We start from the raw sequence: 14,387 nt of genomic DNA, 5'->3' as shown, positions 1-14,387 counted from the left end.
TCTGAACCTCGCCGTCGGCGCGGCCTTCGATGTCACAGCGTCGACTCCGCCGATATCACCCGCGGTTCGGGTATGGGAACGATGAATCGGCCGCCGTTCTCCAGGAATTCCTTCTCGTTGTCGATGATCTCCGGTGCGTAGTTCCAGGCCAACAGCAGGTAGTAGTCCGGTACATGGCCGGCCGCCTGTTCCGGTGACCAGATCGGAATTCTGGACCCCGGAAGTATTTTCCCCTGCTTGAGAACGGTTGTGTCGCTGCAGAACCGGATCTCCTGATGTCCGAGCCCGCAGGCGGCCAGCAGTGCGCTGCCCTTGGTCGGTGCGCCGTATCCCGCCACGGTCTTGCCGTCCGCCACCACGCCGCGTACCAGTTCCCGGATCTGTGCGCGCACCCGTTCCGTACGATCGGCGAACTCCCGGTAGGTCCGCTCCTCCGCGATGCCCTGGCTCCGCTCTTCCGCGAGCATCTCGGCGACGGCCGGCCGCACCTCGTGGTCGGCGGCGGCCGGGGCGGCGAAGACCACGATCGAGCCGCCGTGCACATCGGCCGTATGGACGTCCACGACGCGCAGGCCGTGCGACTCGAACAGCGTGCACAGGGAGCCGAGCGAAAAGTAGGAGAAGTGTTCGTGGAAGATGGTGTCGAACTGATTGTTCTTGAGCAGTTCCACCAGATAGGGAACTTCCACGAAGAACAGACCGTCTGGAGCCAGCAGGGCCGATACCCCGTTGAGGACTTCGTGGATGTCCGGGATATGGGCGAAGCACTGGCGCCCGTACACCAGTCGTGCCAGGCCGTGCCTGGTCGCGATCTCCTCACCGACTTCGGCGGTGAAACCGGCGGGGATCGTTTCCACGCCGCGGTCGTTGGCGACACCCGCGAGATTGCGCGCGGGATCGACGCCGACCACCCGGGGGCCGGCCTGCCGGAACAGCTCCAGATGCGCGCCGGTGTTGCTGCCGAACTCCACGACGAGGTCTCCGTCGGTCAGTCCGATCCGCTCGACACACAGGTCGACGAGCTTCCGCATGTGCTGGATGATCGAGCCCGCGTCCGAGGCGACGTAACGGTAGTGACCGAAGAGGACGTCCGGTTCGATGACATGGCGCAGCGTCATCAGCCAGCATCGCCGGCACACCACGACGTCCAGCGGGAACAGGGTCTCGCCCCCCGCGTCGTCTTCGTCGCCGAGCAGGTTTCCGGCCAGTGGCGTCGACCCGAACGAGACGACATCGAGCCAATCGTCGTGTCCGCACACCCGGCACTCGTCGATGGGCCGCACTATGTCCTGCATTTCTTCCTTCCCCTCATGGACGAAACCCGCCGGCCTTTCCCGGTCACGCCGTCATCTGCCGGCGTCGCCGGGTGAACCCGTGGCTTCGTCGGGACTCTTGAGCGGTTCCCACCAGGCCCGGTTGTCGCGATACCACTCCACGGTCTCCACCAGCCCGTCCGCGAACGCGACCCGGGGCGAGAAACCGAGTTCTGTACGGATCTTGGTGGTGTCCAGGGAGTAGCGGAAATCGTGCCCCGGCCTGTCCGGCACGTGCCGGACCATGTCCCAGCCGGCACCGCAGGACTTCAGGATCTGTTCGGCCAGTTCGAGATTGGTCAACTCGGTGCCACCGCCGATGTGGTAGACCTCCCCGGCCCGGCCACCGAGGAGCACCAGCTGGATGGCGCGGCAGTGGTCCGAGACGTGCAGCCACTGCCGGCGGTTGTGGCCCTCGCCGTACACCGGGACCTGCTGACCGTCCATCACGTTGGTCGTGAACAGCGGGATCAGCTTCTCCGGATACTGGTACGGCCCGTAGTTGTTGGTGCACCTGGTGACCACGACGTCGAGCCCGTGGGTCCGGTGCCAGGCCAGCGCCAGCAGGTCTCCCGCCGCCTTGGCCGCCGCGTACGGGGCGTTCGGGGCCACCGGGGACTCCTCGTCCCAGGCGCCCTCGGGGATCGATCCGTACACCTCGTCGGTCGAGATGTGAACGAACCGTCCCAGCCGGTGGCGGGAGGCCGCTTCGAGCAGTACCTGGGTGCCCATCGCGTTCGTGCGGACGAACGAGGCGGCGCTGCCGATCGAGCGGTCCACATGTGTCTCGGCGGCGAAGTGCACGATCGCGTCGTGACCGGCGACCACGTCGTCCACCAGGTCCTGATCACAGATGTCGCCCCGCACGAAACGGTAGTTGCGCAGGTCCGCGATCGGCGCGAGGTTCAGCACGTTGCCGGAGTACGTCAACTTGTCCAGAACGGTGACCTGAGTTCCCGATGAGCCCGGCAGAGTTCCGCGCAAGGTGGCCCGGACGAATTCCGAGCCGATGAAGCCGGCGCCGCCCGTCACCAGAATTCGCATCTGCGGCCCCTCCTTTCTCTCGGTCGAGGACTACTACGATTCATCGGCGTTCAGCAGGGGGAACGCCTGCGTCAGAGCGGTGGTCCAGTGCCGGATCGGTGTCAGCCCGGCCTCCCGCCAGGCGTCATGCCCCAACACCGTGTACCGGGGCCGCAGTTCACCGCCGGCGATCCGGTCGCTGGGCACCGGGCGCACTCGTCCGGGGTCCGCGCCGAGCAGCCGGAAGGTCATGCGGGCGAGGTCGTACCAGGTGGCCTCGCCCGCGCTCGTTCCGTGGAACACGCCGGACGCACCGTGCCGGACGAGTGCCACGATCTGCTGTGCCAGATCCACGGTCCAGGTCGGCTGGCCCCACTGGTCGTCCACCACGTCCACGGTCTCGCGCAGCTGCTCCAGCCGGACCATCTTGCGGATGAAGTTCATGCCGTGCCGCCCGTACAGCCAGGCGGTTCGTACGATCGTGCCGTCGTCCGGCAGCAGGTCGAGCACCGCCTGTTCGCCGGCCTGCTTCGTCCGGCCGTACGCGTTGATCGGGCTCGTGACCGCGCTTTCGGCGTAGGGGCGGCGGCTCGTGCCGTCGAAGACGTAATCGGTGGAGAGGTGGACCAGCCGTATCGATCGATCACGGCATACCGCGGCCAGCTCCCGGGCCCCTCCTCCGTTGACGAGAAGGGCCGCCGATTCGCCGGCCTCCGCCTCGCCGAATCGTGTCCAGGCGGCGCAGTTGACGATGGTCGTCGGCCGGTGCCTGTCGACAACGGCCCGGACCGAGAGGCGGTCGGTGATGTCGAGATCGTGCCGGGTGATGGCGACCACCGGTTCGTTCAGCCCTCGCAGGAGCGCCACCAGATCTCGCCCGAGCATTCCCGCCGCACCGGTGACCAGCCAGCGATCCGTCATGACGGGAGCGCGGGCTCCATGGTCGCCAGGTCGGGGTCACGGGCCAGGGCTGCCTCGTGCAGGGGCTGGTAGCTGTTCCAGCCCAGCAGGTGCGAGCCGAGCTGCCGGCCCGTCAGGCGTGCGACCTCCGCGGGGATCTCCTCCGGCTTCCCGGCCGCGTCCGCCAGCAGCTGGACATGGCAGCAGGTGTCCAGGAGCGTGAACCACCAGGCGGCCGCGTCGAGTGTCTCCCCGACGGTGACCAGACCGTGGTTCTTCAGCAGGATCGCCTTGTGCCCGCGCAGCTGTTTCGCGATCCTGCGCCCGTCGTCCTTGGCGAGCACCAGACCCGTGAAGTCGTCGAACACCTCGTGGTCCTCGAAGAACGGGCACGCGTCCTGGGTCAGCGGAGGGAGCTTGCGGGCGAAGGCGGAGAAGGCTCGGCCGTAGACGGTGTGCAGGTGGATGACGGCCTGGACGTCGGGGCGTGCGCGGTGGATCTCGGCGTGGATGTTGAACGCGGCGATGTTGACCCGGCGTTGGCCTTCGACGGTCTCGGCGCTGTCGCCGTCGACGCGGATCAGGTCCGCCGGTGTGATGGTGGAGAAGGGGTGGGCCAGCGGATTGGCCCAGTAGGTGTCGGCGTGTTCCGGGTCGGCGACGGTGATCAGTCCGGCGAGGCCGTCCTGGTCGAAGCCGAGGCGGGCGAAGTGCCGCAGCGCGACGGCGTGCCGGAACTTGAGATAGGCGCGGTGCTCGGCGTAGGTGTCGAACACCGGCGGCTGACGGAAGTAGTCGTCTCCGGGCATGTTCGCCAGAGCCTCGCTCATCGGGCACCTCCGGTGATCGATCCGGTGTCTTGAAGCGCGCGCAGGTCGTGGTCGCGGCCTTCCTCGCCGTGGAAGAAGCAGTTCCAGCCGGACAGGATCTCCGTCATGTTCCCGGTGTAGCTGCGTTCGGCCTTGACGTAGTCGCCGCTGCGGCCGAACGACCAGCCGATGACGTTGCACTCCTCCGGGTCGTGGCTGGGCGCGACCTCGAGGAACGTGGCGATGCGGGCGGGGACGCGTGGCCGCGCGTCCTTGGGGACCTTCAGGGCGTAGAAGCACACCCGGTCGATGGCGCCGGTGTGCAGGTCGAGGGTGATGGCGACGCAGTAGTCCTCGGGCACGTACGCGAGGACCTCCGCCACGACATCCGCGGCGGGTGGTGTGCCGCCGGACAGGGCGTGGACGCGGGCGAACTGAGCGGTGTCCAGGGGGCCTTGACCGCGGAAGTAGACGTTCGCACTCCGGTGGCGCCAGTCCACCGCCGCGAACCGGACATGTGCCAGGCCCAGTCCGAGGAAGTCCTTCAGCCGGGCCTGTACCGGCGCCGGCAGTGCGGGGACGGAGAGGATGTCCTCGGCCGGCCGCAGGCCGCCGAAGTACAGCCAGGTCTTGGCCATTCCCCGCCCGGCGTCGAAGTCGGCCGACTGCACGGGCGTGCCGCCGTAGAGGTCGCTCCAGTCCTCGACGATGGGCACGGTCGGATGTGTGCCGTCGAGCAGCCCGGCGTCGACGGCCCGGCCGACGGTGTCCATCTTGAGACGGGAGAAGAACCGGTACGACAGCTGGTCCCCGGGCTGGCTGGTGGTCTTCCACAGGGTGGCGCCCTGGGCGAAGTTGTCACGGAAGGTCTCGAGGACCGTGTCGGTGACACGGGGGGTGACGGGCGCGCCGATCGCGGCGGCGGTGGCGCGTAAATCGACGCGAAAGCGTTCGCGGTCGAATTCTTGATTCATCGGGAGTGCGGGCATGAATTCCTCCGTGATCAACTCACAGTGAATTACCGGGTGCGTTGCCAGTAGACACCGTCGCGGTCGATCGTGATCAGTTCGTCGGCGATGTCGAACTTCGCGCGGTATTCGTCGACCGCGTCCTTGCACGGCGGGCACATCATGTAGTCGTCGACGATGACATAGCCACCGACGGACACCTTCGGGTAGAGATTGGTCAGGGTGTCCCAGGTGGATTCGTACAGGTCCCCGTCCATCCGCAGCACGGCGAGCGTGTCGATCGGCGCGGTGGGCAGCGTGTCCTTGAACCAGCCGGGAAGGAACCGGACCTGTTCGTCCAGCAGGTCGTAGTTGCGGAAGTTGCGCCGGACCTCTTCCTCGGAGACCGCGAGCACCGAGTTTCGCCGGTGCAGCGCCATCTTCCGGTCGCCGGCGTAGCCGTCCTCACCGACGTCGGGAATGCCCTGGAAGGAGTCGGCGACCCAGACTGTGCGGTCCCGCACGTCATGGGCGCGCAGAATTCCCCGCATGAGGATGCAGGCTCCCCCACGCCATACGCCGGTTTCCACGAGGTCGCCGGGTACGTTGTTGCCGATGACGTCCTCGACACATTGCCGGATGTTCTCGAGGCGTTTGATTCCGATCATCGTGTGTGCGTTCGCGGGCCAGTCGCGTCCCTCGTTGCGGACTTCTTCCCGGTACGTCGAATCGCGGTGCGAGAAGTTCTCCCGGTGCGCGGGATCCTCGTACACCGTCCCGGCCAGCACTTTGATCATGAGGTCCAGATACAGCGATGAGTCGCTGTTCGTTTCCTTCGCGGTTTCCACGATAGGTGCCACCCCTCACTCGGGTCCAGGCGCTCTGTTCGGGACAATTCCGCCGCTCAGGCGGCGGCCCGGCGGGCGAAGCATTTGACCGTGGGAACGCCGTATCCCTGGTCGTCGATCCAGACGCGCTGCTCGGACACCGGCGTCTCACGGGCCGCCTGGGCCAGGGCCTCGCGGTAGTCGTCGAGCCGGGGCGCGTAATGGTGAGCCAGCGCCCAGACGATCTGCATCTCCGAGTCCCAGGGCCGCTGGTTGAGGAACGTGACCCACGCCCGGAACCCGGACTCGTCGAAGTCGCTCGGGTGTATGAAGGAGCAGTTGAGGACGGCCCCTCCCGGCTTGGCCAGGCGCAGCATGGTGTCGAACGCCGCCGGCAGCCGGGTGAGCCGGTGGAACGCGTTCCGCGAGACCACCAGGTCCGCTTTCCCGGCCAGATCCTCCATACCGGCCAGGAGTTGCGCGTCGCCGTGCCGGAATTCGAGCGCCTTGCCCTGCTCGGCCGCGTACTCCCGGGCGATACGGACCATGTCCTCCGAGAGGTCGACACCGACCAGATTCAGCGAGGGGAACCGGGAGCTGAGGATGACTTCCAGCTCGCCCGAGCCACAGCACAGGTCGACCACGGTCTGGCCGTCGGCGATGCCGGCCCCGACAAGCAGATCCACGAATTCGTCGTACCTGTGGGACGCCTGGGACCCCATCCGGTGAAATGCTTCGGCCTCGGATCCCGTAATCGCTTCAATCTTCATCTCGATGCCCCTCGTGTTGGGTCAGTGAGCTGATCTGAACATGATTGGCGTAGATCACGGTGGGGGAAATTGAGGTCGGCGGTGGCTGACATTCCACACTCGCCGACTTCCTCCGACCGCCGCCGATAAATCCTGAATTGAGCCTACACGGACACAGGGCCGGTGTATTCCGAAATGAAAGGGCAGTTGTACGGCCGCGACGGCCCATTCCCGGCCCGGATCCGCACCATTCACGGTGCGGATCCGGCACCGTCCCCCACGGGGGCGACGGTGACGAAGCGCCCCTGCCACAGGTCGTACAGCTCTGTCAGGAGCTCTCCGGTCAGCTCGATGCCGAGGCTGCCCAGCGGGGTGACACCGTCGGCGTGGGTGAGCAGCTCGTACATGGCGGCCGAGATCGTCGCACGCGGTCCGGAGGTGTGGTCGAGGTAGATCTCGTGCGAGACCTCGGGAGCGCCCGGCCTGCCCGCCGACACGTCGGCGAGCCGGCGGACGAGCCTGGTCACCGGGCGAAAGCCGATGGTGAAGTCCTCCAGCGCCAGCGGCAGTTCGGTCCGCCTGCGAACCACGAAGTCCTCGATCACGAGCACGTCGAGGCTCGTCGTGAGATAGCTCGTGAGGACGTCATCGACGGACTGCACGATCGGCTCGGCGTGGTTGTTGAACGAGGTGTTGAGCAGCACGGGGGTGCCGGTCAACTCACCGAAGCGCGTGACGAGCCGGTGGAATCGCGGGTTCGTCTCCTCGGTGACGACCTGGACGCGCGCGCTGCCGTCGACATGGGTCACCGCGCCGAGCAACTCCCGGCGGTCCGCCCGCACCTGCACGACGAACGACATGAAGTCGTGGTGTCCCACGGTCTCCGGCAGATCGAAGTAGTCACCGGCCGCCTCCGCGGTCACGACCGGGGCGAACGGGCGGAAGCTCTCGCGCTTCTTCACCATGGCGTTGATGCGCGTCTGGTTCTCCTTGGGGCGCGCGTCGGCGAGGATGCTGCGGTTGCCCAGCGCGCGCGGCCCGAACTCCGAGCGGCCGTGCGCCCAGCCGATCGCCTCGCCGGCAGCGAGCAGGTGCGCGGTGGCCTCGACGATGTCGTCGGGACGCTCGACGTCGACGAGCGGGCTCCACGACTTGAGCGTCCGCTCCAGCGAGTCGACGTCGCCCAGATCCGGGCCGAGGCTCGCGTTCGTCAACCGGGGCAGCGGCCATACGCGTTCGCCGCGTTCCCGCGCGACCACGAGTGCGGCGCCCTCGCTGGATCCGGCGTCGTGCGACGCCGGATGGACGAACACCTCGTCGAACAGGCCGGAGGTGAGGATGCGGCCGTTGAGCGTCGAGTTGTGGGCGACGCCGCCACCGAAGGCCAGGTTCCGCAGGCCCGTGGAGCGTGCCCAGTAGCCGATCACGTGCATCGCGATCTGCTCGGTGGTCTCCTGCACACTCGCCGCGAAGTCCATGTGCGCCTGGGTGAACGGCTCACCGCGACGGCGGGGTTGGAGACCGTGCTCCCGCAGGATCGTGGTCATCCTGAAGACCACTCCCCCGCGCGGGATCAACTCGTAGGTGCCGTTCGGACCGAGCGAGTACAGGGTCGAGAAGACGTCGCGGTAGGTGGACGGGTCGCCGTACGGGGCGAGGCCCATCACCTTGTACTCGTCGCCGAAGCCGTAGCCGAGGTGTCTGGTCCCGTACAGGTAGAACATGCCGAGCGACTTCGGCACCGGGTACGACGCGATCTCGAACAGCTCGGCCCCGTCCGACCGGTAGATCGTGGTGCAGTTGCGCTCACCCGCCCCGTCCATGACGACGACCAGTGCCTCGCGCATGCCCGACCGGTAGTACGTCGACATCGCGTGGGCCAGGTGGTGCGGCACGTAGTGGAGGATGTCCGGCGGAGCCGCCCAGCCGAGGTCGACGCGAAGACGCTCCAGGATCATCTCGCGCGAGTACCGCGTCGGCACGCTCGGATGCTCGGTGTAGAGCTGCTGGAATATGTCGTCGAAGAAGTCTTCGGGGAAGTAGTAGGCGATCGCGTCGACGTCCGCCGGTTTCGCACCCGCGGCGGCGAGGCATTCCCGGATCGCGTTGCTGGGGAATTTCGTCGTCTTCTTGATCCGGTTGAGCCGCTCCTCCTCCACCGCCGCCACGAGAACTCCGTCGCGGACCAGTGTGGCGGCGGCGTCGTGCATGTAGAGCTCGTTGAGGTTCGGCACCACATCGGCGCCCGCTGCGGACACATTCCCGTTCAGGCCAAGAATGAGCATGTCGTTCCAATCTGCGAGCACGGCGCTTTCACGCGGGAGTCATTGACCGTTGTTCGGCCGCCAGGCCCTCGGCCACCACGGCCGGGGTCGGTCGGCGGGCGTTCTCGTCGGCGAGACGGCGTGAGATCGCGCGGTGCGGGCCGTCTCCGGTGATCAGCTCGCAGGCCGCGCTGATCCGTGCCAGGTCGTCGGTGTCGTGCGGCAGGCTCAGACCCGCGCCGACGGCGGTGAGTCGCTCCGCGTTGGTGAAGTGGTCCGCGAAGTGCGGAACCACCAGCTGCGGCACACCGAAGGAGGCCGCCGCCATGGTGCTCCCCGAGCCACCGTGGTGCACGATCGCGGTGCACGTCGGCAGCAGGTCGCAGAGCGGGATCCGGGCGGCGCGCACGCCGTCGGGCAGGTGGCCCAGCAGGGGCCGGTGGCTCTCGTCGATGGCGATGACCACCTCTTGGCCCAGGGCCACCAGTTCATCCAGCAGCAGCCGCCACAGCGGTGCCACGTGCGGATCACGCCGGGGCAGGGACGTGCCCAGCGTCAGGCAGACCCGGGGCCGGGCAGGGGGCCCGGCCAACAGCCAGTCGGGTACGCCGGCCGGGCCGTTGTAGGGCACGTACCGCATGGGCACGGTCGCCACTCCGTCCGAAGGCCGGAGGCTGTCGGGGCACACGTCGATCGTCCTCGCCGGTTTCGCCAGCGCGGAGAGCCCCAGTACCGCCAGTTCGGCGTCCAGAACCTCGGCCGCGACGCTCAGCAGCGGCCCCGGCGGGATCAGCCCGTAGGAGTGCCGTACCCAGGGCACCCCGGCATTCGTCGCCGCGGCGGGCCCGGCCAGCTCCATGGGCTCGGCGATCACCAGGTCCGGGTGCCACACGTCCACGAGTGCGCGCATGGCGGGCAGCGCCCGGACACCGGCCTCGGCGCACCGGTGCCCGGTCCGCTCGGCCGGGCTCAGCGGATCGCCGAACGGTTCGACCGGTTTGAACAGCTCGACCGGGTCGACCGGGTCCAGTACGGCCGTGGCGGACAGTCCCGCCCCGGTCACCACCGGGAGGAACTCCCGGTCCGTGGCGACCAGGACGGTGTGCCCGGCCGCCTGGAGCGCCCAGCCCAGCGGCACCATGGGAAACAGGTGGCCGATGCCGGGCAGACTCGTCAACAGCACTCTCATCGAATGACCCACCTCACCTGTCCACCAGGACGTCCGGGCTGTCACCGCGGGCCTCGGCGCTGACCTCTCGGACCCGCAGCCGATTCACCTTGCCGGTGTTGTTGATCGGGAACCGCCGCCACCGTACGAACCGGATCGGGGCGTGTGTCGGGGTCATGGCCCGGGCGACGTGGTCGCGCAGAGTGTCAAAGCTCGGAGCGCCCTCGGTGCCCAGTACGACGGCGGCGTGCAGTTCCTCGATGAGGTCCGGCCCGCGGTGGCCGTACACGCACGCGTCGACCACACCGGGACAGCCGACGAGCACCTTCTCCACCTCGGTCGGACTGACCCGCGTGTCCTGCACCTTGACCACCTCGCGCATCCGGCCGAACAGCCGCACGTACCCGCGTTCGTCGACGGAACCGAAGTCGCCGGTGTGCACCCAGCCGTCCCGGATCACCCGCGCGGTGTGCTCGGGATCGGCGACATAGCCGGCCATGACCTCCGGGCCGTGCACCACGACCTCGCCGATCTCGCCGACCGGCAGGTCGTGTCCTGTTTCCGGGTCGCGGATGGCGATGGTGACCCCCGGCACCGCCCGGCCCACGGTGGCCAGCAGTTCCGGACGTTCGTGGTCGGCCGCGCGGAGCACCGTGATCCGGCCGGCCTCGGTGGAGCCGTACGACTGGGCCAGTACGCCGGGCAGCAGTGCGGCCGCCTCCCGCAGGCGTTCCGGTGACGCGGGGCAGCCGAGATACAACACGTGGCGCAACGAGGACAGGTCCGCGGTACGAGCGTCCGGGTGCCCGAGGATCGCGTAGAGCTGCGCCACGCCCATGAACGTCTCGGTGACGCGGTGCTCTCCGACATCCCGCAGGAAGTCGGCGGGATCGAACCTCTCGCGCAGCAGCACGCTCCCGCCGGCGGCCAGCACCGTGTCGACGATCATCGCGACTGTCTGGCTCACCGCGGTCATTGTCAGGAAGACCGGCCGGGGATACGCCGCCCCGCGGAGCGCCGCCGCGTTCCACGACCCGAACGACCGGCACACGCCCTTGGGTTGACCGGTGGTGCCGCTGGTGTAGAGCACCATGGCCAGCTCGGGCGCCTCGGGCGTGAAGTCCACCGAGACGTCATCGACAGGCCGGCCGTCGACGCTCACCGTGCCGGACGCCGGATGACCGAGGCCGCACAGCACCAGCTTGTCCCGCACCGTCTCGTCGACGGTCTCGGCGAGTTGGGCGTTGCTCTCGTCGAACACCAGCACCGACGCGCCCGCTTCACGCAGCATCCGGACCCGGGTGGCCACCGGCAGTTCGTGCGTCACGATGCCGTGGTTGGCGCCGGTGATGTACACGACCGACGCGCCCACCAGGTGCGCGGCGTAGCGGACGATCAGCATCCATGGACTGTTGACCTGGGTCAGGACGGCCACCGCGTGATCGCGTGCCACACCTGCCTCGCGCAGTGCCGTCACGACGCGCCGTACCGATCGGTCGAGTTGGGTGCCGGTGATGACCGTGTCCCGCCACCGGACGACCGGTCGCGCGCCGTCAAGGGTCGCCTCGGCGAGGATGCGGGTGACGTAGTGCTCCGGTGCGTGATCCTTGTTCGCCACCAGTGGCTACCTTTCGCGAAGTAGAGGTACGTCCGCCCGGGCGGCGACACGGATCGCCTGCCCGGTGATTCCGACGGCTCGCTCGTCGACCAGGAACTCCGTCACGTGCGCGACCCCGTCCGCGTAGGAGCCCGCGCTGTCGTCGCCCGCCGCCCGGTGGGCCGGGGCCCGGCTGTCGGCGGCGCGGTCGGCCGGAGCGACGAGGTTCACGGTGGTCCCGGACCTCGCCAGCTCCAGCGCCGCGGACCGGGTGAAACCGATCAGCCCGTCGAGCACCGGCCGGCTGGTGCGCCAGGTGTTCCCGTCGGCGTCGGCCGGCTCGGTGACGATGATGATCCGTCCCCACCGGTGGCGCAGCAGCTGGCCGGCCCCGGCCTGGCAGCACACGAACACCGGGCGCAGCGCCCGCCGTACCGCCGTGTAGCGCTGTTCGTCCGCGCTCTCGTCCTCGGGCAACCCGTCCGGCAGCGGCTGCGGTCCGACGCAGGTGACCAGTACGGCCGGGCCGCTCAACGCCGTACGTACCCGGCCGAAGGCGACCGCGACGGATCTGGCGTCGCTCAACTCGGCCCGCACGGTGACGCATTGCCTGCCGTACTCCTCGACGCGCCTGACCGTCTTGTCGGCCGACGTGAACTCGGAGCCCAGCAGGGCGACGTCGAAGCCCCCCGCCGCCAGCCTGAGCGCGACCGCGGGCCCCGTGTGCTCGCCGCCGCCGGCCACGACCGCCACTCGTGTCATGGCCGACCGCCGTCGACGTGAACGGTCTCGCCGGTGAGGTAGCCCGATTCCGGCCGGGCGACGAAGACCACGGTCGCGGCGATTTCCTCGGGCGTCCCGATCCGGCCCACTGCCGAGGACTTCGCCGCCTCCGACATGACCGAGTCCCGGTCCCCGCCGAGCCGTTCGGCCAGCTCGTCCACCATCGGCGTGGCCACGAAGCCCGGTGCGATGGCGTTGACCGTCACGCCGTGCGGGCCCAGTTCGGCCGCGAGCGTACGGGTGAACCCGGCGATCGCGCCTTTGGCGGTCGCGTAGTTGGTCTGGCCGGCATTGCCGCGCGCGGCCACGGAGCTGAAGTTGATGATCCGGCCGTGCCCCTGCCGGCGCATGTGCCGGCCGACGGCGAACGAACATCGCATGGTGCCGCCGAGGTTGACGTCCAGGACCGTGTCCCACTCCTGATCGCCCATGGTGAGCAGCAGCCGGTCCCGGTTGATCCCGGCGCAGTTCACCAGTACGTCGATGCGGCCGAACTCCTCGACGGCCGTGGCGACCGCGGCCGTCACGGCCTGGGCCACGGCGACGTCACAGCCGATCCCGCGGGCCCGTCCGCCGGCCGTGCGAATGGCCGCGACCGTGGCCCGGGTGTCCTGTTCGGTGCGGTCCACGACGATCACCGCCATGCCCTCGGCGGCGAGGCGCTCGGCCGTGGCCGCGCCGATGCCCCGGCCGGCTCCGGTGACCATGGCGACCGACTCCTGAGACACAGCGACTTCGGTGGTCGCATCGGCCGGGCTCGTCATCCGCACGCCTCCCCGCCCCTCAGCCCGTGATCCTGATCGGCAGTGAGCTCATCCCGTGCAGGATGCTGGAGTAGATCCATCGCTCCTCGCCGATCTGCTCCAGGTCGCCCACCAGCCGGCGCAGCCCGTCGAGCACGGCGTAGACCTCCATCCGGCCGAGGTAGTGGCCGAGGCAGTAGTGCGAGCCGTACGCGAAGGTGAAGTGCTTGTTCGGGGTGCGGGCGAGGTTGAACTCGTCCGGCGCGTCGAAGACGGTCTCGTCACGGTTGGCCGAGGAGATCCACACACTGACCACATCGCCGGCGTTGATCCGCCGGCCGTTGATCACGACGTCTCCGGTCGCCTTCCGGCCTCCGTGCAGCGACGGCACGGTCCAGCGCAGGGCCTCCTCGGTCGCCGTGTTCAGATCGACGTCGCCGTTCTTCAGCGCACGCCACTGGTCGGGGTTCTGGATCAACGCGAGGATCGTGCCGGTGATGGCGTGCCTGCCGGTCTCGTCGCCGCCGATCATCAGCCCGTAGCAGTTGGCCATCTGCTCGGCCGCCTTGAGCGGATCGCCGTCGATCCGGCAGTTCGCCAGCAGGCTGACCATGTCCTCCCGGACTCCACCGCGACGCTCCTTGAGCAGCTTGCTGAAGTACAGCAGGATCTCGTTCTTGGCGACCCAGCTCTCCTCGGGAGGCTCGTCCGCGTAGTCCGTGCTCCACGCGTGCGAGGTCAGACCGAGCAGGTACTTCCGGTCCGCGTGGGGAATCTCCAGCAGGTCGCAGATCGCCCCGAGTGGCACGTCCGCCGCGATGTCCTGCGCGGCGTCGCATTCGCCTCGCTCCAGTGCCGCCAGCAGCAGACCGTCCACGGTTTCCTGCAGCGTGTGGGCGATGAGGTCGAGCATCCGCGCCGAGAAGCCCCTGGACAACACGTTGCGCACCTGATGGTGGCGCACTCCGTCGGTGACGGCGAGCATGGCGCCCGAGGCAGAGTCACCGCCGGTCAGCAAAGTGGCCAGCGCGTTGCCGTGCTCCGTCGTGAAGTGCTCCTTGTCCTTGTACACCTCGTTCACGTCGGCGTGGCGACTGATCACCCAGAAGCCGGGCTGCTCGTTCCGTGGCTGCTGCCAGTACACCGGCTCATCGGCGCGCAGGTGGCGGAAGATCTCGTCCAGTTCGTACTCGGCGTGCAGGACCGGTGATGCCAGGTCGATCTGTTCGAGTTCGCTGGGGGACACCGTGGGACGGGTGCTCAT

At 68.5% G+C, this 14,387-nt stretch carries 13 protein-coding genes; all 13 read right to left on the bottom strand.

Features of this window, described 5'->3' with window-relative positions:
- Window positions 1–32 precede the first annotated feature (32 nt).
- The 13 genes from novU to novI all read right to left on the bottom strand — a co-directional run bounded on the left by novU (window position 33) and on the right by novI (window position 14,387).
- Window positions 33–1,295 (bottom strand): C-methyltransferase NovU, encoded by a 1,263-nt coding sequence (novU, locus tag BHU15_RS05645; RefSeq protein ID WP_069626149.1) that lies wholly within the window; start codon window positions 1,293–1,295, stop codon window positions 33–35.
- A 51-nt stretch (window positions 1,296–1,346) separates the two neighbouring features.
- Entirely contained in the window at window positions 1,347–2,357 is a 1,011-nt protein-coding gene (novT, locus tag BHU15_RS05640; RefSeq protein ID WP_069626148.1) for a dTDP-glucose 4,6-dehydratase NovT, read from the bottom strand.
- Between the two features lie 33 nt (window positions 2,358–2,390).
- Window positions 2,391–3,257 (bottom strand): dTDP-4-keto-6-deoxy-D-glucose reductase NovS, encoded by an 867-nt coding sequence (novS, locus tag BHU15_RS05635; protein ID WP_069626147.1) that lies wholly within the window; start codon window positions 3,255–3,257, stop codon window positions 2,391–2,393.
- Window positions 3,254–4,066 carry a bifunctional oxidative decarboxylase NovR gene (gene novR / locus BHU15_RS05630; protein WP_023543301.1) on the bottom strand — a complete coding sequence of 271 codons (813 nt, stop codon included), beginning with the start codon at window positions 4,064–4,066 and terminating at the stop codon, window positions 3,254–3,256. Before novR ends, novS begins: the two co-directional genes overlap by 4 nt.
- Entirely contained in the window at window positions 4,063–5,034 is a 972-nt protein-coding gene (gene novQ / locus BHU15_RS05625) for a 4-hydroxyphenylpyruvate 3-dimethylallyltransferase NovQ (RefSeq protein ID WP_079127921.1), read from the bottom strand. Before novQ ends, novR begins: the two co-directional genes overlap by 4 nt.
- Before the next feature lie 29 nt (window positions 5,035–5,063).
- On the bottom strand, window positions 5,064–5,852 hold the full coding sequence (novP, locus tag BHU15_RS05620; RefSeq protein WP_069626145.1) for a demethyldecarbamoylnovobiocin O-methyltransferase: 789 nt from the start codon (window positions 5,850–5,852) through the stop codon (window positions 5,064–5,066).
- A 44-nt stretch (window positions 5,853–5,896) separates the two neighbouring features.
- Window positions 5,897–6,589 (bottom strand): 8-demethylnovobiocic acid C(8)-methyltransferase, encoded by a 693-nt coding sequence (gene novO / locus BHU15_RS05615; protein WP_078494423.1) that lies wholly within the window; start codon window positions 6,587–6,589, stop codon window positions 5,897–5,899.
- 230 nt (window positions 6,590–6,819) lie between these two features.
- The gene (gene novN / locus BHU15_RS05610; protein WP_069626144.1) at window positions 6,820–8,853 is read right to left on the bottom strand and encodes a decarbamoylnovobiocin carbamoyltransferase; all 2,034 of its coding nucleotides are present in this window, start codon (window positions 8,851–8,853) and stop codon (window positions 6,820–6,822) included.
- Between the two features lie 28 nt (window positions 8,854–8,881).
- Window positions 8,882–10,021 carry an L-demethylnoviosyl transferase gene (gene novM / locus BHU15_RS05605; RefSeq protein WP_079127919.1) on the bottom strand — a complete coding sequence of 380 codons (1,140 nt, stop codon included), beginning with the start codon at window positions 10,019–10,021 and terminating at the stop codon, window positions 8,882–8,884.
- A gap of 13 nt (window positions 10,022–10,034) precedes the next feature.
- A complete protein-coding gene (novL, locus tag BHU15_RS05600; protein ID WP_069626142.1) occupies window positions 10,035–11,618 on the bottom strand; it encodes an 8-demethylnovobiocic acid synthase in 1,584 nt (527 codons plus the stop codon).
- Window positions 11,619–11,624: 6 nt separating this feature from the next.
- On the bottom strand, window positions 11,625–12,359 hold the full coding sequence (gene novK, locus BHU15_RS05595) for a short-chain dehydrogenase/reductase family protein NovK (RefSeq protein WP_079127918.1): 735 nt from the start codon (window positions 12,357–12,359) through the stop codon (window positions 11,625–11,627).
- Window positions 12,356–13,144 carry a short-chain reductase NovJ gene (gene novJ, locus BHU15_RS05590; protein WP_069626140.1) on the bottom strand — a complete coding sequence of 263 codons (789 nt, stop codon included), beginning with the start codon at window positions 13,142–13,144 and terminating at the stop codon, window positions 12,356–12,358. Before novJ ends, novK begins: the two co-directional genes overlap by 4 nt.
- Before the next feature lie 19 nt (window positions 13,145–13,163).
- A complete protein-coding gene (gene novI / locus BHU15_RS05585) occupies window positions 13,164–14,387 on the bottom strand; it encodes a cytochrome P450 NovI (protein WP_069626139.1) in 1,224 nt (407 codons plus the stop codon).

The organism is Streptomyces niveus (genome assembly GCF_001723055.1).
In the GTDB taxonomy this organism is placed as follows: domain Bacteria; phylum Actinomycetota; class Actinomycetes; order Streptomycetales; family Streptomycetaceae; genus Streptomyces; species Streptomyces niveus.
The sequence above is the reverse complement of the archived record's forward strand: the minus strand, read 5'-3'. Positions and strand labels throughout refer to the sequence as shown.